At 67.5% G+C, this 23,711-nt stretch carries 32 protein-coding genes; 25 read left to right on the top strand and 7 right to left on the bottom strand.

The genetic code is table 11. The annotated features are described in order from the left end of the window. Window positions 1-11 precede the first annotated feature (11 nt). The 4 genes from AAW00_RS13455 to AAW00_RS13465 form a co-directional block, all read right to left on the bottom strand. Window positions 12-1,589, bottom strand: a complete 1,578-nt coding sequence (locus AAW00_RS13455) for a recombinase family protein (RefSeq protein ID WP_047004949.1) — start codon at window positions 1,587-1,589, stop codon at window positions 12-14. Between the two features lie 224 nt (window positions 1,590-1,813). Next, window positions 1,814-1,963, bottom strand: coding sequence for a hypothetical protein (locus tag AAW00_RS15090; protein WP_156170083.1), 150 nt, complete (start codon window positions 1,961-1,963; stop codon window positions 1,814-1,816). Then, on the bottom strand, window positions 1,960-2,364 hold the full coding sequence (locus tag AAW00_RS13460; RefSeq protein ID WP_047004950.1) for a hypothetical protein: 405 nt from the start codon (window positions 2,362-2,364) through the stop codon (window positions 1,960-1,962). Before AAW00_RS13460 ends, AAW00_RS15090 begins: the two co-directional genes overlap by 4 nt. After that, on the bottom strand, window positions 2,361-2,642 hold the full coding sequence (locus AAW00_RS13465; RefSeq protein ID WP_047004951.1) for a hypothetical protein: 282 nt from the start codon (window positions 2,640-2,642) through the stop codon (window positions 2,361-2,363). The genes AAW00_RS13460 and AAW00_RS13465 overlap by 4 nt, the downstream gene beginning before the upstream one ends. Window positions 2,643-2,779: 137 nt before the next feature. Here AAW00_RS13465 and AAW00_RS15335 point away from each other — a divergent pair, with 137 nt between their 5' ends. Beyond that, on the top strand, window positions 2,780-3,538 hold the full coding sequence (locus AAW00_RS15335; RefSeq protein ID WP_206539333.1) for a hypothetical protein: 759 nt from the start codon (window positions 2,780-2,782) through the stop codon (window positions 3,536-3,538). Between the two features lie 6 nt (window positions 3,539-3,544). Here the strand turns inward: AAW00_RS15335 and AAW00_RS14355 are convergent, their stop codons facing one another. Next, window positions 3,545-4,372, bottom strand: a complete 828-nt coding sequence (locus AAW00_RS14355) for a helix-turn-helix domain-containing protein (protein WP_082125094.1) — start codon at window positions 4,370-4,372, stop codon at window positions 3,545-3,547. On the opposite strand from AAW00_RS14355, the gene AAW00_RS13480 reads away from it, so the two are divergent. The 7 genes from AAW00_RS13480 to AAW00_RS13510 are packed head-to-tail and all read left to right on the top strand — an operon-like array spanning window position 4,366 to window position 8,176. After that, on the top strand, window positions 4,366-4,701 hold the full coding sequence (locus tag AAW00_RS13480; RefSeq protein ID WP_047004952.1) for a hypothetical protein: 336 nt from the start codon (window positions 4,366-4,368) through the stop codon (window positions 4,699-4,701). The genes AAW00_RS14355 and AAW00_RS13480 overlap by 7 nt on opposite strands. Next, window positions 4,698-5,219: a phage regulatory CII family protein gene (locus tag AAW00_RS13485; protein ID WP_156170084.1), complete on the top strand. Its 522-nt coding sequence runs from the start codon at window positions 4,698-4,700 to the stop codon at window positions 5,217-5,219. Before AAW00_RS13480 ends, AAW00_RS13485 begins: the two co-directional genes overlap by 4 nt. Beyond that, on the top strand, window positions 5,212-5,418 hold the full coding sequence (locus tag AAW00_RS13490) for a hypothetical protein (RefSeq protein ID WP_047004954.1): 207 nt from the start codon (window positions 5,212-5,214) through the stop codon (window positions 5,416-5,418). The genes AAW00_RS13485 and AAW00_RS13490 overlap by 8 nt, the downstream gene beginning before the upstream one ends. After that, a complete protein-coding gene (locus AAW00_RS15190) occupies window positions 5,418-6,002 on the top strand; it encodes a hypothetical protein (protein ID WP_047004955.1) in 585 nt (194 codons plus the stop codon). Before AAW00_RS13490 ends, AAW00_RS15190 begins: the two co-directional genes overlap by 1 nt. Continuing rightward, the gene (locus AAW00_RS13500; RefSeq protein WP_162199440.1) at window positions 5,999-6,565 is read left to right on the top strand and encodes a helix-turn-helix domain-containing protein; all 567 of its coding nucleotides are present in this window, start codon (window positions 5,999-6,001) and stop codon (window positions 6,563-6,565) included. Before AAW00_RS15190 ends, AAW00_RS13500 begins: the two co-directional genes overlap by 4 nt. Beyond that, window positions 6,565-7,587 carry a DUF6551 family protein gene (locus tag AAW00_RS14360; RefSeq protein ID WP_052761956.1) on the top strand — a complete coding sequence of 341 codons (1,023 nt, stop codon included), beginning with the start codon at window positions 6,565-6,567 and terminating at the stop codon, window positions 7,585-7,587. Before AAW00_RS13500 ends, AAW00_RS14360 begins: the two co-directional genes overlap by 1 nt. 4 nt (window positions 7,588-7,591) lie before the next feature. Further along, on the top strand, window positions 7,592-8,176 hold the full coding sequence (locus AAW00_RS13510; protein ID WP_047004957.1) for a hypothetical protein: 585 nt from the start codon (window positions 7,592-7,594) through the stop codon (window positions 8,174-8,176). A 2-nt stretch (window positions 8,177-8,178) separates the two neighbouring features. Here AAW00_RS13510 and AAW00_RS13515 read toward each other — a convergent pair whose 3' ends face one another. Then, window positions 8,179-9,798 carry a hypothetical protein gene (locus tag AAW00_RS13515; RefSeq protein ID WP_047004958.1) on the bottom strand — a complete coding sequence of 540 codons (1,620 nt, stop codon included), beginning with the start codon at window positions 9,796-9,798 and terminating at the stop codon, window positions 8,179-8,181. Between the two features lie 44 nt (window positions 9,799-9,842). Between AAW00_RS13515 and AAW00_RS13520 the strand changes: the two genes are divergently transcribed. Then, complete coding sequence (locus AAW00_RS13520; protein WP_052761957.1) at window positions 9,843-11,801, top strand: DNA primase family protein; 1,959 nt, start codon at window positions 9,843-9,845, stop codon at window positions 11,799-11,801. A gap of 2 nt (window positions 11,802-11,803) precedes the next feature. Here AAW00_RS13520 and AAW00_RS13525 read toward each other — a convergent pair whose 3' ends face one another. Continuing rightward, entirely contained in the window at window positions 11,804-12,649 is an 846-nt protein-coding gene (locus tag AAW00_RS13525; protein ID WP_156170085.1) for a hypothetical protein, read from the bottom strand. A gap of 309 nt (window positions 12,650-12,958) precedes the next feature. On the opposite strand from AAW00_RS13525, the gene AAW00_RS14365 reads away from it, so the two are divergent. The 16 genes from AAW00_RS14365 (at window position 12,959) to gp17 (ending at window position 23,710) form a co-directional block, all read left to right on the top strand. Beyond that, window positions 12,959-13,453, top strand: coding sequence for a hypothetical protein (locus tag AAW00_RS14365; RefSeq protein WP_156170086.1), 495 nt, complete (start codon window positions 12,959-12,961; stop codon window positions 13,451-13,453). Window positions 13,454-13,538: 85 nt separating this feature from the next. After that, entirely contained in the window at window positions 13,539-13,889 is a 351-nt protein-coding gene (locus tag AAW00_RS13535; RefSeq protein WP_047004960.1) for a hypothetical protein, read from the top strand. A 93-nt stretch (window positions 13,890-13,982) separates the two neighbouring features. Next, window positions 13,983-14,474 (top strand): hypothetical protein, encoded by a 492-nt coding sequence (locus AAW00_RS13540; RefSeq protein ID WP_156170087.1) that lies wholly within the window; start codon window positions 13,983-13,985, stop codon window positions 14,472-14,474. 17 nt (window positions 14,475-14,491) lie between these two features. Continuing rightward, window positions 14,492-14,929: a hypothetical protein gene (locus AAW00_RS13545; protein ID WP_047004962.1), complete on the top strand. Its 438-nt coding sequence runs from the start codon at window positions 14,492-14,494 to the stop codon at window positions 14,927-14,929. A gap of 575 nt (window positions 14,930-15,504) precedes the next feature. Next, a complete protein-coding gene (locus tag AAW00_RS13550; protein ID WP_047004963.1) occupies window positions 15,505-15,777 on the top strand; it encodes a hypothetical protein in 273 nt (90 codons plus the stop codon). Window positions 15,778-15,856: 79 nt separating this feature from the next. Then, entirely contained in the window at window positions 15,857-16,342 is a 486-nt protein-coding gene (locus AAW00_RS14370; protein ID WP_156170088.1) for a hypothetical protein, read from the top strand. Further along, complete coding sequence (locus AAW00_RS13560) at window positions 16,335-18,047, top strand: terminase large subunit (protein ID WP_047004964.1); 1,713 nt, start codon at window positions 16,335-16,337, stop codon at window positions 18,045-18,047. The genes AAW00_RS14370 and AAW00_RS13560 overlap by 8 nt, the downstream gene beginning before the upstream one ends. Next, window positions 18,044-19,309, top strand: a complete 1,266-nt coding sequence (locus tag AAW00_RS13565; RefSeq protein WP_052761960.1) for a phage portal protein — start codon at window positions 18,044-18,046, stop codon at window positions 19,307-19,309. The genes AAW00_RS13560 and AAW00_RS13565 overlap by 4 nt, the downstream gene beginning before the upstream one ends. Next, a complete protein-coding gene (locus tag AAW00_RS13570; RefSeq protein ID WP_206539334.1) occupies window positions 19,293-20,180 on the top strand; it encodes a head maturation protease, ClpP-related in 888 nt (295 codons plus the stop codon). Before AAW00_RS13565 ends, AAW00_RS13570 begins: the two co-directional genes overlap by 17 nt. Before the next feature lie 18 nt (window positions 20,181-20,198). After that, on the top strand, window positions 20,199-21,452 hold the full coding sequence (locus AAW00_RS13575) for a phage major capsid protein (protein WP_047004965.1): 1,254 nt from the start codon (window positions 20,199-20,201) through the stop codon (window positions 21,450-21,452). A gap of 124 nt (window positions 21,453-21,576) precedes the next feature. Continuing rightward, a complete protein-coding gene (locus AAW00_RS13580) occupies window positions 21,577-21,840 on the top strand; it encodes a hypothetical protein (RefSeq protein WP_156170089.1) in 264 nt (87 codons plus the stop codon). A gap of 34 nt (window positions 21,841-21,874) precedes the next feature. Further along, window positions 21,875-22,444, top strand: coding sequence for a head-tail connector protein (locus tag AAW00_RS13585; protein ID WP_047004967.1), 570 nt, complete (start codon window positions 21,875-21,877; stop codon window positions 22,442-22,444). Further along, entirely contained in the window at window positions 22,444-22,776 is a 333-nt protein-coding gene (locus AAW00_RS13590; RefSeq protein ID WP_047004968.1) for a head-tail adaptor protein, read from the top strand. Before AAW00_RS13585 ends, AAW00_RS13590 begins: the two co-directional genes overlap by 1 nt. Continuing rightward, window positions 22,773-22,958 (top strand): hypothetical protein, encoded by a 186-nt coding sequence (locus AAW00_RS15195; RefSeq protein WP_047004969.1) that lies wholly within the window; start codon window positions 22,773-22,775, stop codon window positions 22,956-22,958. The genes AAW00_RS13590 and AAW00_RS15195 overlap by 4 nt, the downstream gene beginning before the upstream one ends. Then, window positions 22,936-23,310 (top strand): HK97-gp10 family putative phage morphogenesis protein, encoded by a 375-nt coding sequence (locus tag AAW00_RS14375; RefSeq protein ID WP_052761962.1) that lies wholly within the window; start codon window positions 22,936-22,938, stop codon window positions 23,308-23,310. Before AAW00_RS15195 ends, AAW00_RS14375 begins: the two co-directional genes overlap by 23 nt. A gap of 1 nt (window position 23,311) precedes the next feature. Beyond that, entirely contained in the window at window positions 23,312-23,710 is a 399-nt protein-coding gene (gene gp17, locus AAW00_RS13605) for a tail completion protein gp17 (protein ID WP_052761963.1), read from the top strand. The last annotated feature ends 1 nt before the right edge of the window (window position 23,711 follow it).

Consider the following 23,711-nt stretch of genomic DNA (forward strand, 5'->3'; position numbering starts at 1 on the left):
CAAACGCGGCGTCAGGCGGTGCGGCGGGTGGCGAGGGTGACGATTTCGTCGAGGTGGCGCAGGACTTCGATGGTGACGCCGCGCTGTTCCTCGCTGGGTGACACGACGATGCGGGCGATCAGCTTGCGCAGTTTCGGGGCGGCCTCGCGGCGGGTGGTTTCGTCGGCGAGTTCGTCGGCGAGGTTGGCGATGGCTTCGCGGTATTGCCTGGCGAGACCGGGGTGGAGGGCGATGGTAGGGACCGCCTCGGCGGCTGCCAGCGCGCGCTCGGCTTCGGCCTGGTCGGTCTTTGCCGTGGCGAGCGCGGTGCGGATCTCGGCGAAGGCGCTGCCGCCGGCGGCCACCGCGTCGACGAGGCGCTCGACCTTGCGCGCGGCCTCGGCGCGGCGGCGTTCGAGGCGGCCGCGTTCGCCGGCGGCCTCGCGGGCCCGCCTGGCGGCTTCGACTCGGTACTCTTCGAGATAGGCCTCGACCGCCTCGGGCGCGAGCATGAGGCCGCGCAGTTGCGCGAGCACGGCCGCCTCGTACCTGTCCTTTTGTATCGTGCGATCGTTGCTGCAAGCCTTGGCGTCGACGAAGCGGCTGCAGCCGAAATAGCCGCCGCCGCGCATGATGAATTTCGACCCGCACACGCCGCACTCGCCGAGGCCCGAGAGCAGGTGCTTCGGCCGCCGCTGGCGTTCGGGCCGGCTCGCGCCCTTCGCGTGGCTGCTGCGCGCCTGCAGCTGCGCCTGCACCGCGTGCCATAGCGTGTCGTCGACGATCCTGAGATGCGGCGCCTCGCCGGTGTGCAACTCGCCGTCGCCCGGCGCCATTCGCCGCTGACGGGTGCGCGGGTCCGTCACCTGCTTCGAGCGGCCGTAGACGAGCCGGCCGATGTAGACCGGGTTGGCGAGGATCGCGAAGCCGGCGTTGTGGTGGCCGATGATGGTCGAGGGACGCCAGATCGCGCCGCGCGGAGCGGCCACGCCTTCCGCGTTCAGGTCCATGGCGATGGCGATCGGCGAGCGGCCCGCGGCATACTCTCGGAAGATCCGACGCACGATCTCGGCCTTGTCCTCGTCAATTTCGCGCAGGCCGCGGATGGCCTCGCCCTTGTCGTCGAACCGGGCGACCTTGCGGTAGCCGTAGGCGATGCCGCCGGTGGCCTTGCCCTGGGCGATGTTGCCCCGGTGGCCGCGGCGCACGCGGCTCGCCAGGTCCTTGCGGGTGCGTGCGTCGAACAGGCCCTTGATGGTGCCGGTGATGTCGTCGACCACGCCGTCCATGAGGGTGAAGAGGCGCGCACCGGCAAACTCGATGCGTTCGCGCACGGCGAAGGCGTCGCCCTGGTGGCGGGCGATGCGGTCGGTCGATTCGGTCAGAACCTGGTCGATGTCGTGGCGATCGATCCGGTCGAGCAGGGCGGCAAGGCCGGGGCGCTGCACGTCCTCGATGCCGGCGGCACCGCTGATGGCGGCGTCGGAGAATTCCGCGACGATCTCCCAGCCCTCGGCCTCGGCACGGGCGCGGCAGGCGGCGAACTGGTCCGCGATCGAGCGCGGGTTCTGGATGGCCGAGCTATAGCGGGCGTAGATCAGGGTTCGCATGGTCGGCCTCGCGCACGGGAGCCCGCGAATCCGCGCGGGCGGCGGCAATGTCCCTCGCCACGTGCGCGCGCGCAAGGGCGCGGGCGAACTCAATCGCATCGGAGGGCGGGAGGGCGGTCATGGCCTCGCGCGGTAGGCGGCGGCAAGGCGGGCGAAGGCGCGCGGCTCCATCCACTGGGCGATGCGGGCGAGGCGGCGCTCGGCCTCTGCAGGGGAGAGGCGGGTCATTGCAGGTGCTCCGAACCGAGCACGAGGGCGTTGCTCAGCAGCAGGAGGCAGAGGACCGCGATTGCGGCGGTTTGGGCATCGCGGCGGAGGTCCTCGGCAGGGTAGGCGGCGAGAACGCCCAGCCAGAGGCGCAGGAGGCGGGTCATGCGGCCGCCTTCGCCTCGATCTGCAGATCGGCGGGCACGAAGGGCCGGCAGCCGAGGTGGCAGGCGAGGATCGCGAGGTCGGCACAGCCTTCGAGCCGGGCGCCTACCGAGGCGTCGCGCGCGTGTGCCACGGCGGCGAGCATGGTTTCGGGATCGCACAGGTCCATCGCGGTCAGTTGGCGCGCGACGGCATCGCCGGTACCGGCGCGGCGGTAGTCTTCGAGCGTGATGGCCAGATCGGAGTGGATGGCCGCCGGATCCGCGCCGCAGACGAGCGCGGCGGCAGCCCAGGGGCGCAGGCGGCACTCAGCCTCCTCGCGCGCCCAGATGGCGTTGTCACGGCGGGCCTGCGCGGCAGAGCGTCGCAGGCGGAACTGGGCAAGGGCGATGTCGGCGATCATCCCTGGCCTCCGGCAGCGCGGCGGCGGCGGGACTGGCGGGCCTTACCGACGCCGCCGTGGGCGGCGGCGTCGGGGGTCTCGAAGAGCTCGGCGCGCGGCATGGTCAGGTTGGCGGAGGCACCGGGGAGGGGGGCGGTGGCTCCGCCGGGCAGCCGCCGTCGCCTCTCGACAAGAACGGTGCCGTCGGGATGCTCGCGCTGGATACGCACCGGCTCCGCCGTGTGCAGGCGGTAGGCGATAGATCCGGCGTGAGGAAACGGGGCGGGGGATGCGAGCATGGGAAATCTCCGCTGGCGTGTGGCGGAAATAGATGACGGAAATATCCGCTGTCAAGCGCGAATGGCGGAAATATCCTTTACTTGCGCGTGACCGTAAACCGAGGCAGCCTGCAGGCCGATGAATTGAAAGGGGTTCCATGGGGCAGGAATACAGGGTCGAACTCGTGTCGCGCGGGTTCGACGCGCAGGCGCTGGCCGATTTGCGACAAGGGGACCGGGTCAGGTTCCGGCATCTCAAGGATCACCCGGACGACCCGCGCAGCATCGCCGTCATCGATGCGCAGGACCGCCGGCTCGGCTACCTGCCCGCGGTCCACCCGATGGTCGACGATATGCACGACCGGCAGCAGCCGTTCGATGCAACCGTCGCCTCGGTCGATGGCGACACGGTCGTCGTCGACGCGGTCGCTCGCGATGGCGCGGGTGTGGCCACGATGGGCGGGGCAGCTGTCGCACCGGCGAAGAAGCGGGGTTGCCTGTTCTGGGGCTTGGTTGCGGGCGGCGTCCTCGTCGGGCTTGCGGTGCTTGTCGCTATCGTTGGACCGAGCGCTGAGCAGCGAACGCAAATTGCTGATGGGAATGCGGCCGATCAGGCTTCGCCGCCTGACGAGGATGTCGCTGAAAATCCGCAGCCCGCCGAACCGGTCGCTCCGCCCGAACCCGTCAATTCGCCGGAAATGTCGGCGGCGGAATTCGCTTCATTGCGCTCAGGCATGTCCTACAGCGAAGCAGTGGCTATAATTGGCGGCCCGGGCGAGCTTATGTCCGAAAGCGATATCGCCGGCTACAACACGCGGATGTACCAGTGGGACGGAGAAGGCGGCTTCGGTGCTAACGCGAATGCAATGTTCCAGAACGATGAGCTAGTGAACAAGGCGCAATTCGGCCTGGAGTGACGAGGGTCAGAACAGCAAGTCCGTTTGCGGGCGGATGCGGTGGATGCGCTTTACCTGGCGCATGGAGATGACGAAGGTTTGCGGCGGGTTGAACTGCTGCAGCACCACCTCGGTCGCGGTGCGCCGCACCAGGCGCTTGACCAGAACGCCGCCTACGTCCTCGCTCGCGCCGTCGCGCAGCTGGACGACGACATCGTTCCCCGCTGCGATGTGGGCGCGGGGATCCACGATGCCGATCTCGCCCGGCTCGAAGCGGGGTGACATGCTGTCGCCGACGAAGGTGATGGCGTAGAGATCTACTGCACCGCGCAGCGCTGGCGGCCGCGCCAGGTATCGCTGGTGATAGTCGGGGTCGAAGCTGGAGCGCTCGATCAGCACGGTCTCGCCATCCTCGCCGGTCACCTCGAGGTCGGCGCAATCGCCCGTGCCGACGAGCGGGATACCCGGATCGGCGCGGTCCGGACGGGTCCAGTCGACCGGTGCATCGTGGATGGCGACTTCGCTGCCCACGGGTTCCGGGTTGCCGACGAGGCCGCCCAGCCAGTCGGCGCTGACGCCCAGTTCGCGGGCGATCGCGGTGAGGCGACTGGAAGCGGGCATCCCGCCCTTGCCGTTGAGGATCTGCGAGATGTACGAGTGGTTGGCGCCGATCGCCAGGCTGAGCTGGCGCGGGCTCATTCCCCTGTCGAGCAAGGTTTCACGCAGGCGGTCGCGCAAAATATCGGATGAGTTTGCCATCGGGACATGATGGCGGAAATTTCCGCTCGTAGTAATGGAGGAAATATCCGCTTGACAGGTGGCGGATATATCCGTCATTTTCTTGAGCCATGACATCCGAACGTCCCCTGCTCGATCTGCTCAATGCCTGCGCCGATACATGGGCGCAGGCCAACATGACGACCCTGGCCCAGCTCTCGCTGCGGGTAACGGGCGGCAATAACCGTTTCTTTCGCGACCTGGCGGCAGGCAGCGATCCGGGCGTGGGCCGAGTCGAGCGCTTCGCCCGTTTCCTCCACGACCCGGCCAACTGGCCCGAGGGGCTGGTGCCCGAGGTGGCGTGCGAACTCGCTCATCGTGTCGGGGTTAGCGGCGCGGCGCTGTCGGCGGCAACCGGACAGGCGGTCGATCTGTCCGGCCTCGCGCGGGCGGAGCGGGCGGCGTGAGCGGGCCTGGACTTCCCTCTGCGCTCTCGCCCGCGCTGGTGCGGATCAAGCGCGCGGTGCGCGCAGCCGTGCAGCTGTGCGGCGGCGTCGACGGGGCGGGTGCGACCGCTGGACGCAGCCGCTCGGTGGCGGGGGACTGGAACAACCGCAATGCCGCGATCTTCCCGCCCGCCGACTGCGCCTTCGCACTCGACGAGGCCTGCCTGATCTCCGGCGGCGGCCTGCCAATCCTCTCGGCCTTGGCGGCGGAGCTCGGTGCGGTGGTCATCGTGCTGCCCGATGCCGACGCCGGCGAGGATGCGCTGTCCGGTGCCTTCGTCGAGGCGGCGGCGGAGTTCGGCGACGTCTCGCAGCGGCTGCGCGATGCGCTGGCCGACGGCAGGCTCGAGTCGCACGAGCGCGCCGCGCTGGTCGCCGAGATCGACGAGGCGCAGGCCGCGCTGGCTCGGCTGCGGCACCTCGCGAGCGGGGACGTGGTGCGCGTGGCCGCTCGCGACGGCGAGGCCAGCCATGGCTGACGGCCGCTGTCCCATAGCCGAGGGCGCGATCGAGCCCGCCGCGCGCGAGGCGTACCTGCGCGAGGATCTCGCGCTCGGCCTCGCGCTGCAGCTTTCGATCGCGATCAGCCTGAAGCGAATCGCCGACGACACGGTGCACGTCACTTTCGAGTCGGACGAGGGGCAAACGGCTCCGTTCGCCGGGTTGGTGCGCAACTGATGGCCGCGCCCGCCGCCAGCACCACCGAGACCTTTTCGCTCGCGCTTTCGCTCGCCGCGCCGGTGGCGGAGCTCGAGGCGTGGATGGCGGATGCGGCGCCGGGCGGGCAGGTGGTCTACGCCACGGGCGTGGTGTTGCCGCGCGCGGCGGCGGGGGTCCAGCTCGTGCAGCGTTGGGTGCGCGAGGGGCTGGTCGACCCGGTCAGCCGCCGCGACCCGGCGAACCCGCGGCAGTTCCAGTTCATCGCCCAGCGGCGCGGGGCCGTGCCCGCCGTGGCCGGGGCTGCTCCGCGCGAGATGACCTCGGCCACCCGGCGCGAGCGCGATGCGCTGCTGGCACTGCTGCGCGACTGCGCGGTGCGCGGGCGCGAATGCCCCTCGAACACCGGGCTGGCGCGCGCGCTCGACCTCGGCGGCTCGCACCGCGGGCGCAGCCGCGCGAGCTACCTGATGCACCTGCTCGAGGTCGATGGCGCGATCCGCGTCGAGGGCCGGGGCCGCAATGCGCCTCGCCTCGTTACCGTGCTCGCCGCGGGGCGGGGCCGGGGGAAGAGCACCCGAGACACCCCAGGCCAGCGAGAATGACCGTGCCGCAGAGTCTTGATCGATGGGAGCCATCGCGCGCGATGCTGGCGGTGGTCGACCGCGCGGCGGCGATCGTGCGGGTGGACCGCGAGACGTTCCTCGCACGGGGCCGCGACCGCGAAGTAGTGCGCGCGCGCCAGGCGGCGGCTTGGGTGCTGCAGGCGCGTTGGGAGCACCTGTCGCTGTCCATGCTCGGCAAGGTCATGGGCAACCGCGACAATTCGACCATGCTGTTCTCGCTGCGGCAGGCGCGGGCCTTTCGCGAGCGCGACGAATGGTTCCTCCGCCTGACCGACGCCCTGCTCGCCTTTGCGCGTTCGCAGGCGGACGGGCCGGGGCGCGAGGAAGAAGCGATCCTGCTGCTCGAGGCGGAGAACGCCGCGCGCGAGGCGCTGCACCTCGAGGACGAGCCTTTGCAAGCGCCACGGCCCGCCGAGCGCGGCGACGTTCAACAGGAGTCCGACGAGCTCGTCGGCTACGATTTCGAAGACATGCTGGTGCGCGGCAGCGCGGCGCTGCTCGCGGCGATCGGCGCGGCCTACCCGGAAAGGATGGTGGCGTGATGCCCCGCAGTTCAACAGCTCGCCTGAAGCTCAATCCGCCGCTCGGCCACCTGCCGGCGCTGCAGTGGGGGCTCGTCGGCCAGCTGCAGGTCGATGCCGGGTACCAGCGCAGCGTGGTGGGCGGAGACAGCCAGGCGCTGATCCGGCGCATCGCGCAACACTGGAACTGGGACCTGTGCCAGCCTCTCGTCGTCAGCCGCCGCGCCGACGGATCGATGTGGGTGATCGACGGACAGCACCGGCTCGAGGGTGCGAAGCTGCGCGGCGACATTCACCAGCTGCCCTGCGTCGTCGTCGATTACGCCTGCCGCGAGGACGAGGCGGCGAGCTTCGTGCACCTCAACCAGCAACGCCGCCCGCTTTCGAAGCTCGATCTGTTCAAGGCCGCGGTCGCCAGCGAGGATGCGGAGGCCTGCGCCATCGCGGCGGCGATCGCGACGGCGGGGCTGGAGCTGGCACCGCACATGAACGCCTCTGTTTGGAAGCCGGGCATGCTGGCGAACATCGGCGGTATCGAGGGTGCCTGGCGCAAGCACGGGGCGCTGGTCACGGGCGAGGCACTGCAGGCGCTGGCGACGGCATTCGCGGGCGAGGTGCTGCAGTACGCGGGCACGCTGTTCCCCGGCGTGGTGGCGGTCTGCGTGCGCGAGTGCCGAGATCGGCAGGATTTCGAGGCGGGCAAGTTCGCCGCCTTCACCGCGAAGCTGGGTTCGCGCGGGCAGAAGGCCTTGCGCGAGGATATTTTGCTCGAGGCCGCGGCCGATGAGATGCTGGGCCGCGTGGGTGCCGCGGTGCGCGTGGTCACCGAGTTGTGGCAGCCGGACCTCAAGGCGAAGCGCCACGCAGTGAAGCGCGCGCTCGGCGAGGCGGTGCCGGTGGCGGCACCCGCTGCGGCCGCAGTGCCGTCGGGGGCGCAGACAGGCGACAAGTCGGCCTGGTGCGACCAGTGCGACGCGCGCCGCTCGCTGAGCCAGGTGGCCGCTTGCGTCAGTCCGTTCTGCTCGTTCGTGAAGGCGGCGTGACCTCGTGACCCGCGCCCATAACGTCCTGACCGCGGCCTATCTCGCGACGCCGTTCGCGGCGATCGCGAGGGTGGAGGCGATGGGGGTGCCGCAGGCTCTGCTCGCGCAGTTGACCGGCGCGGGGCAGGTGGCGGCGGGGCGGGTGGCGGTCTCGCCCGACGGCAGGCGGTTCGAGCCCAAGGGGGCGGATGCGCGGTTGCTGCTGGGCGTGACCGATCCCTTCGGCACGGTGATCGACGTGGTGGCGCTGTCCTCTACCTGCGAGGACGACTGGGCGCTGCTGACCGGGCACGGCGACGTGCTGGGCGTGGCGGCCTTCGACGCGGTCGACCATGCGCTCGCCACCGAGCGGCCAGCGCGGCTGCAGCTCCACGCGACGCCGTGGGACTGGCTGCGCGGCGGGGGCGAGGGGATCTGCGTGCTCGACTGGAACCGCGGCGTCCTCGCGCACCTGCGCAGCCTTGGCGAGCGGGTGACGCTGATGGTGGATGGCGCGGCGATGAAGGCGCGGCTGAAGGCCATGCTGGCGCGCGGCGGCGTGCCGCTGGTCAGCGCCTCGGGCGGTGCGGTGCTGGGGAGGGCGGGGTGATGCTAGAGCAAATCTATCGTCGTAATCATCACACCGTCCGCGACAAGCTCGCCTTGCTTCAGCTTCTTCACGACTGCTTTTGCGATAAGGCCTCCATTGTCCTCCGCGACCCGCATCATGTCGTCCTTGGACAAGCGTTGGAGACCCGTCAGATCTTTCAAAGCTTTTTGGCTGACAAACACAGGAACTTGCCGCTCGCCGAAATTGAAAATGAGTTTGACCTGTGTCCGACTCGATTGCTCGGGGATAGCTTCTACAAGCGGCTCCACCGAGAAGTCGCCTGCATCGTAATTCAGGCTTTTCAGCGTCCAGCCCTCAACGGCGACCCCACGATCAGCGTATCCACCGCGATCACCGCGGGTTGCGCGGACCCTTGCGAAAAGCGGCATTCGCAGCGGGAGCGGCCTGTCGCTCTCGATCAAATCAACACGTCCGTAGGTGCCATCCTCCATCTGAAAAAAGACTTGCCCGGCATCCAGGCGAAATTGCCCTTCGATCTCCACGGCCTGATCAGCGGGGATCGTGGTGAAATTGCTCTCGCTATCGGTCGGTGGCCAGCCATTGCTGGTGGCTGGTTCGATCATCTCCCACTTGACGATGGAAAGGTCCTGACCTTCCAACACCGCCTCAACCCTGAGGTCTTCCCCGATTGGAACATCTTCATAGAGGTTCTGCGGTGCTACGATGCGGTATTCCGATCGTTCCGTCCGAAAAACGGCGAACCGTCCGCCATGTGTTGTCACGATGCGTCCAAACATGACGACAAGTCTGGCGTCCTGCTCCTCGCTCGGTTCCCTATCGAGATTTTCTGGGACTACTGGATCATTGTCGACAACCAGCGTGTCGCCCTGTTCAGTCACGAATTGCCTGTCGTCTTCGTCGGTGAGCGTGTCGGCATCCAGCTTGGTGGCAGACTGCAGGTTGATAACGACCTCGCTGGGGCCGCTTTGATCGATGTCGAGGGATCCGCGTATCGAGGCCCTCAGTCCGTCAGCGATGATGGACGTGTTGGGGTCCAGAGCGGAAACGTCGGCGACGATGCGCAAGCCATCGTCGGTCTCGAATATCGGCGCGGCGTCCGCATCATCGATATGAAATGTTCCGACGAGTTCGATCATCTTTTCGTCGCGGTCGGGCGTGGCCGTTGGACTGCTAACGATCGCTTCGCCAACGCCTTGAACTTCTATCCGGCCGGCCGCGCGTCCTTCGACCGGCGCGAAGCGTTGCCCGCCGGCGACCAGCTTCAGGTCAAGTTCCAATGGCTGCGGGAGAGCACCGCACTCGATCGTGATGCGCGTGCCGCCATAAGATTGGCCCATTGCAGCAGTGGCCTGTGCCATTTGTTCTTCCGGCTGCTGCAGGTGCTTGTGAACGGCGATTCCGAAAATGCCGACACCGCCAGCAGCAATCATTCCGAGACATACAAGCTCGAGCAGTGTCGAACCCTCTCCAAGGTGGGCGACCGAGATGACAACGTCAGCCCCCGCGTCGGGTTGTCGGCGGATGAATGCGACGATTTCTCCAGCCCAACGAAGCTGGTCTTCCGCAGGAACGCGCGTGTTCGTGTCGATTGTGATCCTGAGGGTCTGATCACCTACTCTGTTATCTGTCGGCTTCCACATCCCGTCGGACTGCCGGAATTGTACGAAGATTTCCAGAGGGCAGCATGACCACCCGCAACCCCTTTGCCGCGGGCGGCGACCCGCAGGGTGTCCCCGCGCCCCCTGTCGATGAGGCAGGCTCCGGCGCGGAGGGCGGGACTGTTACGCGCATCCGCGCGCGGGTGTCGCCCGCCGCCGATCTCGCCTGCTGCAAGCTGCCGCTGACCGACCTCGGCAATGCCGAGCGTTGGCGGGTGCGGTTCGGGGACGATTTTCGTTTCTGCCCCGAGATCGGGTGGTTCGCCTGGGACGGGCGGCGCTGGGCGCTGCTGTCCGAAGAGCGCGACAAAATCCCGGCGCGGGTGATGCAGTCGGTGTTCCTCACCGTGCGCGCGATCCGCAACGAGGCGCATCTCGTCGCCGCGACCGGGGCCGAGCCGCCCGAGTTCTTCGGCAGCAAGGCGAGCGAGGCGCGTTTCCACCTCGTGGCCGAGCGGCTGCGCGACGAGGGGCAGGACGCCTACCTGCGGCATGACGATGGCGGGGCGAACGCGCTGTGGCTCGACGGCCTTTCGCGGATGGATTTCGCCGTGGACCTCGGCAAGGACAAATTCTTCTCCACCGCGATCGCCGCCTGGGCGAAGACGAGCGAGGGCAGCGGCAAGCTGAAGGCGGTGGCCGACCTTGCCAAGAGCTTCGAGGCGATCACCATCGGCCCCACCGCGATGGACGGTGATCGCATGGCGATCAATGTCCTCAACGGCACGCTGCGGCTCGAGCGCCGGAACGTGAAGCGGACCGCGCGCGAGATCGAAGAAAAGACAGCCCTTCGACAGGCTCAGGGTGAGCGGGGAGTGGTTTCCGAATGGCGCAGCGAGTGGACGGTCAAGCTGCACCCGCACGCGCGCGGCGATCTCATCAGCAAGCTCGCCCCGGTCGAGTACCGGCCGAAGAAGCTGTGCGCGGCCTACGATGGCTTCATCGAACGGGTGCAACCCGACCCGCACATGCGCCGGTTCCTCCACCAGTGGGGCGGGCTGTCGCTGACCGGCGACATCGGCGAGCACAAGATGGCCTTCTTCCACGGCGGAGGGCGCAACGGCAAGGGCACCTGGGTGGAGCTCGTCGCCGCGATCGCCGGCGATTACGCCGGCAGCGTTGGCGTGGAATCGCTGGCGGACACTGGCGGCAAGCGGCGCGGCGACCAGGCGACGCCCGACCTTGCCGAGTTGCCCGGCGTGCGGTTCCTGCGCGTCTCCGAACCCGAAAAGGGCATGGCCTTCAACGACGGGCTGGTGAAGCAGCTGACCGGCGGCGACCCGGTGAAGGCGCGCTTCCTCAACAAGGGATTCTTCGAATTCCTGCCCAGCTTCAAGATCACCATTTCGGGCAATAACAAGCCCAACGTGCGCGACACCAGCCACGGGTTCTGGGCGCGCATGCAGCTTGTCCCCTGGGCCGTCACCATCCCCGAGGACGAGATCGATCGCCGTCTGCCCGAGGCTTTGCGCGAGGAGGCATCGGGCGTGCTCAATCGGCTGATCGAGGGGCTGATCGACTGGCGGCAAAATGGTCTGATCGTGCCCGAGGCGGTGCGCATGGCGACGCGCAGCTACCGTGACCAGAGCGACGATCTCGGCCGTTTCCTCGCCCAGTGCTGCTGGGTGTCGGATGCAGACGCCTCGCTGCGCGTCGGGGCGAAGGACCTATTCGAGGTGTTCGAGGCCTGGGCCGAGCAGGGCAGCGGTACGAAGTGGAGCATGAAGGGCTTCAAGAAAGCGATGGAGGATCGCGGGTTCGAGCAGAAGCAGTCGAACGGGATGAAGTGGCTGCGCATCGAACTGCGCCCGGGCGTCAGCGTGGAGCGGGTGAAGGCGGGTGATTTGCCGGACGTGCCCTCAAGCAGCGAAGCGGTAGGGCGAAACGATCCCTCCGCGGCGGATGGCTCCGGCGGTCAGGCTGGCGGGGGTGCGGGGGGAGGCGCTTCGTTCGATCCGGATGCGCCGGTGCCGGGGTGGGAGTGATGTTAGGTAAAGGAAGAAGAACCACTCTCGAGGACGAATTCGCCATCCGAATATCCCTCGAAAACCGCGACGAACTTGTGCACCTCGTGGAAAATGTCCTCATAACCCGCGTCGATAGCGATTATGGTCTCTGTTCCACTATCTTGAAGGGCGCGGTTTCCAGTATCAGAGTAATTCATCACGACATCGCAAACATCGTTGGGTGCAAGAGGCAGAATGTAGCCATCCTCGTCGAAATCAATTGGCTCGCTGCCACCCCGCGCATAAATGTGACTTGTTACCCAAGCAGAAAACTCAAGAGCTGGAGTTGCGCCACTGTTGATAAAACGAATCTTGTGCCTGCCATCCTCGACCAAAATTTTGGCGGACACGTAGGCTCGAAGCTGCCTTTTCTGGCCGTCAAGAGCGAGAGTATTGGCTGTCTCCGCATGCTCAAGGGCTTGACGCGTAATCCGGATTTGCTGGATCAGGAAAAACGTTCCGACCGCGGTTATCACGCTTGTGATAACGCCAATTACAAACATCCACACGGCTATCGCAGCCATTCGCTCCTGAGCAGCGAGCATGCGGTCGTCGCGCATGTCGCTGTCCCCTGCTGGCGAGGCCGTCGTAAAACCCTCAGCCCAATCTGGAATGCCTGGCGCAACCTCCGTTGCTGCCTCACCTGCCCAACTCCCCGCCAGCAAAGCAGCGGCCAGATAGACCACGCCGAGAAGAAGCGCGCAGGTGAACGCAAGTGCCAATCCACCCCCGACAACCCTGCTGATCCCGCCTGTTTTCATTTGCACCTCATGGCTGGAAGAATTGAGACAGGGTGGAAGACTGCGCAAGCGGGCAGGCGAAACCATCCCCCGCCCTTCCACCGGAAAGCGCGTCGCGTCGTGAATGGAAGGCAGCGAAGCGCGGGTTTCCGCCGTTTCCGCTCGCCTTTGGAAGGGTGGAAGGCTGCCGGGGGTGAACGCCGTGCGCGTTAGGGGAGAGGCTTTTGCGCACGGGGCTTGGCGGCTTTTGCCTTCCATCCTTCCAAATGGGTCTTCGGGTGGAAGGGGCCTTAAGAGCAAGGCTTTCGAATTGTTGCGATTTTGCCTTGGCCGGGCGGCGGGCGCCTCCCTTCCGCCGGGCGGATTATTGGCAGTGCCATGGAAAGGAGTGACGAGATGAGCGGATTGCCGCGCTGCGTGGACGAGATGGAGGAGGCCTTCGTGCGCTCGCACCTGCTCGAAGCGCGCGAGCCGGGGGGCGGGCGCTGGCCGTTCGCGGGCGACGGGCCGTGGCACCTCATCAGCCGCGAGGCCGCGGCGGGCGATGCCGATGCGCGCGGCGGGGTGGACGGCGACAGCGCCGAGGTCGCGCCGCGCGTCGCGCTCGATGCCGCCGAGGTGGCCGAGCTCGCCGAACTGCGCCGCTGGCTGCTGCTGGTGCCCGATGCCGCCGCGCCGCTGGGCTGCGATCACGACCGGCGCCTGGTGTGGCTCGGCACGGGCGCGCTTGCTCGCGGCGAGGGGCGGGTGCCGTGGACGGCGCTCAAGGGCTGGATCGGCTCGCCGCGTTCGCCCGAGGCGCTGGTGCGGCGATACCGGATGGCGCTGGCGGGCACGGTGTGTGTGCTCAACGGATGGCCGAGCCGCCGGGCGCGGGCGATGGCGGGGTGAAGAAGCCGCGGCCCTTGTTGCGAGACTTTACGGATTTCCATGCCTGTGCTACCCGCCAGCCATTATTGAAAACCGGGGGGAATTCATGCTTTTACCGATCTATCTCGTTGCCGCGGCCTTCGTTCCGGCTTCTCTGCCTGCTGCGGATGCTGCGCAGTCTGCGACCACCTATCATTACTGCTGGGCGATGGCCGGTAACCGTTCCTTCTATTCGGACGTCTTCGCTGATTCACGGAACACCTATCACGTGGCCTTCGAAAACAGCTGGAACTCGTTCCTTCGCGCCAACGTGAGCAACTTGAGTGGCCTTCGGACGGGATGCAAAGGTCCCTATGACACACGCCGCGAGGCCGTGGACGAGCTTAACGAGGACCGTGCCGGCGACCGGGACGGTGGATACGAGCCGGTGCTGACGAACTGGGGTTATCGAGGCTAAGGCGGCGGTCGCGCAGTGAGAGCGGCGTCGTTTGCATCGTTCCACCAGTCCTTGGTCAGCTCGCGCGTGACGATACCGACAATGAGACGAAACGTGATGATCATCGCAGCGGCGATTGCTATCGCATTCCCTGCCTTCGCGCGTGCGCAGTCTCTCGAGAATGCGTTCGCATTCTTCGACCAGGTCATGATGAACCGGGCGACCGTCCTGACACGTCATCCGACCGTGGAAAGATCCATCAACCACGTCAGGTTTACGCCAACAAGCTCTCAAACGTCGCAGTGCCGCACGACGATCGCCGGCAATACAGTGCCCGCGGATTACTTTCCCAGTGCGTCCGCCTCGATTGCCTGGACACAAGTCATTGAGGTTCGGCCGCTGAGCAGAAATGCGGAACGTCCCGGGCTCGTGATCATTGGCGGCGGCTATACCCGCGTCTTCAACGGTTCGGGGAATTATGACCATTCAACCGGGCCGACAGCCGGGATTACCATCCTGACAGGATCGGCCGCGATGGATACCCGTCTGACCAATGCGATCAATGTCATCATCGCCAACTGCGCCGACCGCTCGCTCGGCTTTTGAAGAGAGGCAAGAACGCCATGCGCATCCCGAATATTTCCTGTCGAGCCGCCGGCTTCGCCCTTTCCCTGTTTCTTTGCGGAGGGGGTGCCGCCGCCGCGCAGCCCGACGACATCTTCCTTTCCTGCAGTTCGCCGTCGTTTGCCGATCCAATCGTCTATCGGATCCGCGCCGACGGACTTTCCCGCTGGAACCAGCAAGGTCAGCGCTGGTCGTCGACATGCGGAATGGATCTCGACTGCAGTGTCGAGTTACGTGATGACACGATCGTTCATCGCGAGAGCTATCGAGGCGTGATCCAGAGCTTAGCGGTCTTCTCGCGCGTGACTGGAGCGATGACCGAAACGATGGTCGCGCCTGGCCTCAGTCTGCAAGACCGCAATGGACGCTTCATCAGGAGCGCGACCTATTCTTGCACGCCGGTCGACAGCCCGGCTCCTGCGACCAGGCGGTTCTGACCCTGCGCCAAGATTCACGAAGGGACCTTGTGGCAGTTTCCGAGCCACGGCCGGTTCGCGGCGTCATACCAGCGGACAACCTCTGCGATATCTACTTTCAAACCGGCACAAATCGCTACACCGTCGTTTACATGGGGTAAGCGAGCGACCCGAATTGGAAGGTGATGAGGTCCGCTTGGGACGTGCTCTGGACGATGGGCGCGATGTTTCCGTATCCGCCGCAGGATTCGCCCCTCGTGTCTTCAGGGCTCTCACTGTCATCTGGGAGGCATGTTCCACCACTGTCGACAGCCGAACCGGTTTCTGACCACGAAAGCTGATAGCGGCCGAGCACGGAAAAAGGCTGATTCCCCGACTGAGCAGCCTGTCAAGCTGGGCAATTGATTGCGCAGCAAATTTCGGTGTTGGTTTCTTCAGCAAAGCGGGGGCATTCTTGGGATAGCCTTGGCGCTGGCGCTCGGATTGGGGGCGGACGCGGTCGGCACCGGTGCTAGGGTCTTCTCCTTTCATATGCGGGACACGGCATGGGCCGGTTGAGCGGATTGCCCTCACGAATCGGCGCTCTGCCGGCGCGGGTGGCGGCTCTGCCCAAGGTGGCCGAGCGGTTCTACCAGTCGAAAGCCTGGCTCGATTACCGGCGCAGGCATGCGGCCTGGACGCGGGCGCGGCTCGGCGGTCTGTGGTGCTGCCAGTGCGGGGGCACGCGGCGGCTGATCCTCGACCACCGGGTCGAGCGCAAGGACGGCGGGCCGGACTTCCCTCCGTTCGAGCAGGCCGACTGGTATTGCGGCGGCTGCCACAACCGCAAGACGGCTCAAGCCCGCGCGGCGAGGGCTCGCGGTGGCTGAGGCGAGGGGGGAGGGCGAAACTTCACAAGGCGCGCGGCCTGCTGACCGCCGCCCCTCTCATTCAGGGAATTTTTTTGGCGTGACGGAAATTTTGGACATCGATCTGTTCGGTGATCCGGTTTCGCCGCGCGTGGAGGGGCGAGGGCGGCCGGAGTTCGCCTGGACCCTCGAAAGGTCGAACCGCGTGCTGCTCGCCTTCGTGCGCGGGCTGACGCTTGCGGAGACGGCGGAATTGATCGGGTGCGACGTGAAGACGCTGCGCAAACATTTTTCCGCAGAGCTCGCCGTCCGCAAGTCAGCGGCGCTCAGGATGGAGCAGCGCCAGCTCGAGCGGCTCAACGCGGCGGCCGAGGACGGCAGCGTGGCGGCGGAGAAGGAGCTCGCCAAGCGGATCGAGACGCTGCGGATGCGAGACCATGCGGCGAAGCAGGCGATCCGCGCGCCGACCAAGAAGGCGGCCAAGCTGGGCAAGAAGGAACAGCGGCGCATCGATGCGCGCTATGCCGGGGCGGCGGATCCGGAGTGGGCCGACCTCGGCCTGGTCGCGCCGGCGGGGCATGGCTAACGAAGACGCAGGGTGGGTGTTCGCCTGCCCGGACTGGTGGGAGCGGCTGCAGGCGGGCGAAAGCCTCGTCCCCGACCTGCCATTGGACGAGAAGGCGGCGGCCCGCGCGGTCGCCATCTTCAACAAGCTGAGCCTGCCCGACGTGGCCGGGTTCCCGCGGCTGCGGGACGCGGCGGGGGACTGGCAGCGCGACATCGTCGCCGCGCTACTCGGCTCGGTGACGGCGGACGGGTACCGGCAGGTGCGCAAGCTCCTGTGCATGGTGCCCAAGAAGAATTCGAAGACGACGGGCGCGGGCGCGATCGCGGTGACGGCGCTGCTGGTCGATGCCTCGCCCAACCAGACCTACTACCTGTTCGGGCCGACGCAGGCGATTGCGCAGCGTGGGTTCGACCAGGCGAGCGGGATGATTGCCGCCGACCCGGTGCTGAAGGCGCGGTTCGCCGTGAAGCACCACGTCAAGACGATCGCGGACCTGGTGACGGGCTCGACGCTGAGGGTCCAGACCTTCGACGAGAAGGTGGCGACGGGAGTGATCCCCAAGGGGATCGTGGTCGACGAGCTGCACATCCTCGGCAAGGTCCACTACGCCGAGCGCGTGCTGGGCCAGCTGTGGGGCGGCATGGTATCGAAACCCGATGCCTTCATGCTGCTGATCACGACGCAGAGCGACGAGCCGCCCGCGGGCGTGTTCAAGGCCGAGCTCGACTTGGCGCGGGGGATCCGCGACGGGCGGGTGACGGGCAAGGCGGCGGTGACGCTGCCGGTACTCTACGAGTTTCCGGAAGAGGTGCAGACCGATGCCGAGCAGCCGTGGCGCGACCCGGCGCTCTGGCCGCTCGTTCTGCCCAACCTCGGGCGATCGGTGCAGCTCGACCTGCTCGAACAACAGTTCGCCGAGGCCTGCGAGAAGGGCGATGGCGAGCTGGCGCGCTGGGCGAGCCAGCATCTCAACATCGAGATCGGTTTGGGGCTGCATTCGCAGCGCTGGCGCGGGGCCGATTACTGGCTCGCCGCGAGCGAGCCGGAGCTGACGCTGGAAGACCTGCTCTTGCGCTGCGAAGTCGCGGTGCTGGGCATCGACGGCGGAGGGCTCGACGACCTGACCGGCCTGGCGGTGGTCGGGCGCGAGGCGGGAACCGGCCAGTGGCTGGCGGTGCAGCGTGCCTGGGCGATGCGCGAGGTGGTCGACCTCAGGAAGGACGTGGCGCCGCGGCTGCTCGACTTCGAGCGCGAAGGCACGCTGACGCTGTGCGACAGCGCGACACAGGACCTTGAGGAGGTTGCCGCACTGGCGCGGCAGGTGCGGGAATCGGGGTTGCTGCCCGAAAAGGGCGCGGTCGGGCTCGACCCGCTGGCGGTTGGCGGCCTCGTCGACGCGCTGATCGGGGCCGGGCTCGAGGACGAGCAGCTCGTCGCCATCGGGCAGGGTTTCAAGCTGTCGAGCGCGGTGTGGAGCGCGGAGCGCAAGCTGCGAGACGGGACACTGCGGCACGACGGATCGGACATGATGGCCTGGTGTGTGGGCAACGCGAAGGCCGAGCAGCGCGGCAACGCGGTGTACATCACGAAACAGGCGGCCGGTAAGGCCAAGATCGACCCGCTGGTCGCGCTGTTCAACGGAGTGAAGCTGATGGAGCGCAATCCGGAGGCGGCGGGCGGGCCATCGATTTACGAGGAACGCGGGCTGCTGGTGCTGGGATGAGCTGGGCGGAACGGTTGTTCAGCTGGACCGGGTCCGGCGTGCCTAATGCGGGGACGGCCGTTGGCGTCGCGCCCGCTGTGCAGGCCTATTCGGTCGAGAACCTGAAGCGCGAGATGCCGGCGTTCATGGCGGGTGGCTACGCGAACAAGACCGGTCGCTCGGTCACCGAGCACTCGGCGATGGCGAACGCGACCTTCGGGCGCGCGGTGCGGCTGATTGCCTCGACGGTGGGGATGCTGCCGCTCAACCTGATGTCGCGCGCGGCGGACGGCACGATCGCCAAGGCCGCCGGGCATCCGGTCCACCGGCTGCTGCGCACCGCGCCCAACGCGGCGCAGACGCCGACCGAGTTCAAGGCCTACATGCAGGGCCGGGCACTGCTTTATGGCGATGCCTACGCCTACAAGGTGCCCGGCGTGAAGGGCGTGCAGGCGCTGTGGCCGCTCGACCCGCTGCGGGTGACCGCCGAGCGATCGGAAAGCGACTTCGGCCTGGTGTGGAAGTATCAGCCGCGAAAGGGGCAGGCGCGCACGTTCGGCGCGGGCGAGCTGCTGCACCTGCGTTCGCCCTGGTCGCGGGACGGGCTGACCGGCGAGGGACTGCTGGCGCTGGGCGCCGAGGTGCTGGGTCTGGCCGATGCGGTCGACGAGTCCGCGGCGAGCATTCTCGCCAAGGCGGCCAACCCCGGCGGCTTGCTGCAGGTGCCCAACGGGCTCAGCGCCGAGGCCTACGCCCGGCTGAAACAGCAGTGGAACGAGCAATTCGACGGCTCGGCGAACGCGGGCAAGTGGATCGTCGGCGAGGAGGGCATGGAGGGCAAGCCCTTCCCGGCCAGCGGCCGCGAAGCGGAAAGCGTGGCGCAGCGCAAGCTGCAGGTTGAGGAGATTGCGCGGCTGACGGGGATTCCGCGTCCGCTGCTGATGGTCGACGACACCAGTTGGGGCAGCGGCATCGAGCAGCTCGGGCTGTTTCTCATCACCTACTGCCTGATGCCGTGGTTCGTGGCCTGGGAAGAGGCGGTGGCGCGTGACCTGCTGAGCGAGCGCGAACGCGAGACGCATTACGCAAAGTTCAACGAGGCGGCGCTGCTGCGCGGCAGCCTGAAGGACCAGGCCGAGTTCCTCGCCAAGGCGCTCGGCGGGCCCGGTGCGACGGGCTTCATGAAGCCAAACGAGGCGCGCGAGAAGATGGACATGAACCCCGAACCCTGGGGCGAGCAGCCGGGATGGCTGCAAGGAGATGGCGATGCAACGCAAGTTTAAGGTCTGGGCAAAGCAGCGCCCGGGCGCGCTGCCGGTGCCGGCCGACCGCAAGATTTCGGCCTATGCGCCTGCCGACGTCTACCAGCGCTGGAGCGCCGAGGCGGCCGGCGTACGCGCGGTCGAGACGGGCGACAACGTCATCACGATGTTCGAGGACATCGGAGAGGACTTCTGGGCCGGTGGCGGGGTGACCGCGAAGAAGGTGAGCGCGCAGCTGCGCGCCATCGGCGACCGGCCGGTCGAGGTTCAGATCAACAGCCCCGGCGGCGACATGTTCGAGGGCATCGCGATCTACAATGTGCTGCGCGAGCACCCGCAGCCGATCACGGTCAAGGTGATGGGCATGGCGGCCAGCGCCGCCTCGATCATCGCCATGGCCGGAGACACCATCGAGATCGGCGCGGCGAGCTTCTTGATGATCCACAACTGTTGGGTCGTCGCCATCGGCAACCGCCACGACATGGTCGAGACCGCCGAGTGGCTCGAGCCGTTCGACCGGGCCATGTCAGAAGTCTACGCCGCGCGCTCGGGCCAGAGCGTCGAGGCGGTGCAGAAGTGGCTCGATGCCGAGACCTACATGAGCGGCTCGATCGCCGTCGAGCGGGGATTGGCCGATGCGCTGCTGCCCGCCGACCAGGTGCGGAGCGACGATCAGACCAAGGCCGCCGACCAAGCTACGAATTCGCTGCGCGCCATGGAGCTGACGCTGGTGTCGGGCGGGATGTCCCGCAGCCAGGCGCGCGCACGCATCAACGAGATCAAGGGCACGCCCGGCGCTGCCCCTGCAGGCACGCCGGGCGCTGCCGATGAACCGGATGCCGATCTGACGGCGTCCTACGACCGACTGCTGGCCGCGATGAAGAGCGGCTGATCCAAAGGACCTATTCCCATGCAGAAGACCGTACTCGCCGGCGCCGCGTCGCTGGCAGCCCTCTCGCTCGGCCTGGCACCGCGTGCCGTGCACGCCGCGCCGCGCGCCGACACGCAGGATCCGAAGGCGCTGGTCACCCAGCTCGCCGCCGCGTTCGAGGAATTCAAGACCACGAACGAGATCAAGGGCGCCGAGAAGGACGCGCTGGTGCAGGCCAAGCTCGAGAGCATCTCGAACGACATGTCCGACCTCACCGCCGCGATCGATGCGGCGAACGTGAAGCTCGCCGCCGCCAGCCTGGGCGGGGCGGGTGGCCCGGCCGATCCCGAGCACGTCGCGCAAATCAACGCCTACATGCGCGCCGGCACGACGCCGACGGTGCAGGCTGCCCTGTCCGAGGGCACCGATTCCGCCGGCGGCTACCTTGTGCCGGTCGAATGGGACCGGACGATCACCGACAAGCTGAAGCAGCGCAGCCCGATCCGTGAGAACGCCCGCGTAATCACGATCGGCGGACGCGGGTTCAAGCGCGTCTACAACGACGGCGTTATCGGCTCGGGTTGGGTCGGCGAGACCGCCGTGCGGCCGGAGACCACCACGCCCGGCCTCTCGACCATCGATTTCGACACCGGCGAAATTTACGCCAACCCGGCGGTGACGCAGCGCATGCTCGACGATGCCGGGTTCGACCTCGAGGCGTGGCTCACGAGCGAGGTCGACGGCGAGTTCGCCATCCAGGAGAACATCGCCTTCCTCTCTGGCAACGGGTCGAACAAGCCGTACGGCATCCTGACCTATGTCACTGGGGCTGCCAACGCCGCGCGCCATCCGTTCGGCGCCATCGCCGCCACCACGGCGGCGGCGGTCGCGGAGGTGGACGGCGACGAACTGCTGACCGTCGTCGGCAGCCTGCCGAGCGAGCGCGATACGAACAGCAAGTGGTACATGAACCGCTCGACGCTGTTCGCCATCCGCAAGCTGAAGGACGGCCAGGGCAACTACCTGTGGCAGCCGAACTACGTCGCGGGTCAGCCCGCCTCGCTCGCCGGCTACCCGGTGGTCGAGGTGCCCGGCATGCCGTCGCTCGCCACGGGCAACGTCGTCGCGCTGTTTGGCGACATGGAGCAGACCTACCTGGTGGTCGATCGCAAGGGCACCGAGGTGCTGCGCGATCCCTTCACCAACAAGCCCTACGTCCACTTCTACACCACGAAGCGCGTCGGCGGCGGGGTGCAGAACCCCGAGTACATGAAGGCGCTCAAGATGGCGTGATGCCCGCTGGGCAATTTCGAAGAAGAAGCGGGGGCGCGGCGATCGCGCTCCCGCTCTTTCCTGCGGCCGCTGCGGCGGCGGCACGAAAGGGCGGGAACCCTTGGCCAAACGAAGGAGCATGGACATGGCTGCAAGAAAGACAAGCGGCGCGGCAACGACCGTCGCCAAGAAGGCCGGCGGCAAGCTGTCGCCGGCAACCGAGGCCGCAGCGAGCGGCGCGATCGTCGAGCCCGATCTCGCCAAGGCGAGCGTGATCGATCACCCCTCGGTTGACACCAACCCGCGCGCCTACGTTCCTGCCGAAAGCAACCAGATCGACTTCAACACGCCCTCGGCGCTGAAGGACGAGCAGGAGCAGGTCGCCGAGAACCTCGCGGCGTCGAAGTAACGCCGGTTCCGGACCGCAGGCAGGACAGGCGACGATGAGCTTCGAACTCGCGCCGTTCGACCTGCCTGCGGACTACGGTGACGGCATCGTCTCGCTCGCCGAGATGAAGGCGCACTTGCGGGTGCTGTCAGGCGACGAGGATCTGCTGATCGGGTTCTATCGCGATGCGGCGGTGGACATGGTCGAGCGCTACTGCGGGGTGAGGCTGGCGCCGTGCTCGGGGCTGGAGTGGCGGGGCGAGGTGCTCGATGCGCCGCTGAGCCTCGGCGTCTGGCCGGTGACGGCGATCTCGGCGGTGTCCTGGCTGAGCGGCGACGGCGTGGCCGTGGTCGGCGAGGCGGCCAGCTGGCGTGTGCTCGTGCGCGACCGGGTGGGACTGGTGCCTGGGCAGTCCTTGCCCGCGGGCGTGGGCGGCGGGGTGGTGGTGACCTTCGACGCGGGGTTCACCGACGCCAACCGCCCGCCGGCACTGGTGCAGGCGGTGAAGGTCTTTGCCGCGCACCTCTACATGAACCGCGAGGCAGTGGGCGGCGGGGCGCAGAGCGGCGAGGTGCCGCTTGGGTTCCGGGCGATGTGCTCGGCTTACCGGATGCCGGTGCTCTGATGGGGCGCCCGGCCGGTCGCCGCGACAAGCTGATCGGCTTGGAGCGCGCCAGCACCGAGGCCGACGACTACGGCGAGGACCGGGAGACATGGGCCGCGCTCACGACCCGCTACGCCGAGGTCTGGATGGGCAAGGGCTCCGAGCGGCGCGAGGCGGCGGCGGAGCGGGGGCGGCAGGCCGCCACCTTCGGCGTCGCCGACGACAGCGTGACGCGCACGCTGACGCTTAGGGACCGAGTTACCTACGCGGGCTCGGCCTGGGACATCGAGAGCATCGCGCCCGATACCCCTGAGCGGGGCTGGATCGAGATCACGGCAGTGAGGGAAGCATGAAGGTTCGCACGAAGAAGCTGCACGGCAATGCCTATCCGCCGGTCTACTGGAAGCACCCCCGGCGGATCTACGAGCCGGGCGAGCGCGACCGCGAAAACCTCGTTGCGGCGGGGCTGGTCGAGAATGTCGACGAGACGGACAGCGAAGAAGCGAGCAGCGATGCGGGCGCGGGCGAAAGTTAAGGGCTTTTGCGAGCTCGACCGCAAGCTGGCGCGGATCGGGCGCTCGCTGCCTGCAAGGGTGAAGCAGCGCATTCTCGTCGAGGCGGCGGCGCCGCTGCTGGCGGAGATGCAGTTCCTGGCGCCGGTACTGACCGGCGGTCTGCGCGGCAGCCTGGGCATATTCGAGGAGGACGAGCGGGTGCTGGTCGGGCCTTCGCGCGGTGCGGGGTCGATCGCGCACTTTCACGAGTTCGGGACGGTCGCCATGCCGGCGCATCCCTTCCTCGTTCCGGCGTACGACAATGCGCGCGGGGCGGTTGTCGCGGGCGTGGCCATTGGCATCCGGGCCGCAATCGACCGGGCGAAGGGGTGACATGGCGGACCTGCAAACGGCCTTGCGGACACGCCTGCTGGCAGATCCAGCCATCGCTGCGGCGATCGGCGATCGCGCCTGGTGGATGAAGGTCAAACAGGGCGCAGTGCTGCCCTACATGCGGTTGCAGACGATTTCCGATCCGCGGCCGCGACATCTGCGAGGGTACGAGGGCGCGCGCAGCCCGCGTGTGCGGGTCGAGGTCTTCGCCGACAGTTACGAACAGGCGCGCGCGCTGTCGGAGCGCGTGGTGGCGGTGATGGCGCAGCCCGCGACGCACGCCGGCGTGCGCTTCGGGGCGGCGGCGGCGCAGGGGCCCGTCGATCTGGGCGAGGATACCCCGAACGGCTTCATTCATCGGCTCAGCACGGACCTGCTGGCCGAGCACAGCATCATCTGAC

Origin of the sequence: Aurantiacibacter luteus (genome assembly GCF_001010945.1) — a bacterium.
In the GTDB taxonomy this organism is placed as follows: domain Bacteria; phylum Pseudomonadota; class Alphaproteobacteria; order Sphingomonadales; family Sphingomonadaceae; genus Alteraurantiacibacter; species Alteraurantiacibacter luteus.

Coding starts and splice junctions, on each gene's coding strand:
- AAW00_RS13455 (WP_047004949.1), bottom strand. CDS start 1,589: ATGCGAACCCTGATCTACGCCCGCTATAGCTCGGCCATCCAGAACCCG.
- AAW00_RS15090 (WP_156170083.1), bottom strand. CDS start 1,963: ATGACCCGCCTCCTGCGCCTCTGGCTGGGCGTTCTCGCCGCCTACCCT.
- AAW00_RS13460 (WP_047004950.1), bottom strand. CDS start 2,364: ATGATCGCCGACATCGCCCTTGCCCAGTTCCGCCTGCGACGCTCTGCC.
- AAW00_RS13465 (WP_047004951.1), bottom strand. CDS start 2,642: ATGCTCGCATCCCCCGCCCCGTTTCCTCACGCCGGATCTATCGCCTAC.
- AAW00_RS15335 (WP_206539333.1), top strand. CDS start 2,780: ATGGGGCAGGAATACAGGGTCGAACTCGTGTCGCGCGGGTTCGACGCG.
- AAW00_RS13480 (WP_047004952.1), top strand. CDS start 4,366: ATGACATCCGAACGTCCCCTGCTCGATCTGCTCAATGCCTGCGCCGAT.
- AAW00_RS14355 (WP_082125094.1), bottom strand. CDS start 4,372: ATGTCATGGCTCAAGAAAATGACGGATATATCCGCCACCTGTCAAGCG.
- AAW00_RS13490 (WP_047004954.1), top strand. CDS start 5,212: ATGGCTGACGGCCGCTGTCCCATAGCCGAGGGCGCGATCGAGCCCGCC.
- AAW00_RS15190 (WP_047004955.1), top strand. CDS start 5,418: ATGGCCGCGCCCGCCGCCAGCACCACCGAGACCTTTTCGCTCGCGCTT.
- AAW00_RS13500 (WP_162199440.1), top strand. CDS start 5,999: ATGACCGTGCCGCAGAGTCTTGATCGATGGGAGCCATCGCGCGCGATG.
- AAW00_RS14360 (WP_052761956.1), top strand. CDS start 6,565: ATGCCCCGCAGTTCAACAGCTCGCCTGAAGCTCAATCCGCCGCTCGGC.
- AAW00_RS13515 (WP_047004958.1), bottom strand. CDS start 9,798: ATGTGGAAGCCGACAGATAACAGAGTAGGTGATCAGACCCTCAGGATC.
- AAW00_RS13520 (WP_052761957.1), top strand. CDS start 9,843: ATGACCACCCGCAACCCCTTTGCCGCGGGCGGCGACCCGCAGGGTGTC.
- AAW00_RS13525 (WP_156170085.1), bottom strand. CDS start 12,649: ATGGTTTCGCCTGCCCGCTTGCGCAGTCTTCCACCCTGTCTCAATTCT.
- AAW00_RS14365 (WP_156170086.1), top strand. CDS start 12,959: ATGAGCGGATTGCCGCGCTGCGTGGACGAGATGGAGGAGGCCTTCGTG.
- AAW00_RS13535 (WP_047004960.1), top strand. CDS start 13,539: ATGCTTTTACCGATCTATCTCGTTGCCGCGGCCTTCGTTCCGGCTTCT.
- AAW00_RS13545 (WP_047004962.1), top strand. CDS start 14,492: ATGCGCATCCCGAATATTTCCTGTCGAGCCGCCGGCTTCGCCCTTTCC.
- AAW00_RS13560 (WP_047004964.1), top strand. CDS start 16,335: ATGGCTAACGAAGACGCAGGGTGGGTGTTCGCCTGCCCGGACTGGTGG.
- AAW00_RS13565 (WP_052761960.1), top strand. CDS start 18,044: ATGAGCTGGGCGGAACGGTTGTTCAGCTGGACCGGGTCCGGCGTGCCT.
- AAW00_RS13570 (WP_206539334.1), top strand. CDS start 19,293: ATGCAACGCAAGTTTAAGGTCTGGGCAAAGCAGCGCCCGGGCGCGCTG.
- AAW00_RS13575 (WP_047004965.1), top strand. CDS start 20,199: ATGCAGAAGACCGTACTCGCCGGCGCCGCGTCGCTGGCAGCCCTCTCG.
- AAW00_RS13580 (WP_156170089.1), top strand. CDS start 21,577: ATGGCTGCAAGAAAGACAAGCGGCGCGGCAACGACCGTCGCCAAGAAG.
- AAW00_RS13585 (WP_047004967.1), top strand. CDS start 21,875: ATGAGCTTCGAACTCGCGCCGTTCGACCTGCCTGCGGACTACGGTGAC.
- AAW00_RS13590 (WP_047004968.1), top strand. CDS start 22,444: ATGGGGCGCCCGGCCGGTCGCCGCGACAAGCTGATCGGCTTGGAGCGC.
- AAW00_RS15195 (WP_047004969.1), top strand. CDS start 22,773: ATGAAGGTTCGCACGAAGAAGCTGCACGGCAATGCCTATCCGCCGGTC.
- AAW00_RS14375 (WP_052761962.1), top strand. CDS start 22,936: ATGCGGGCGCGGGCGAAAGTTAAGGGCTTTTGCGAGCTCGACCGCAAG.
- gp17 (WP_052761963.1), top strand. CDS start 23,312: ATGGCGGACCTGCAAACGGCCTTGCGGACACGCCTGCTGGCAGATCCA.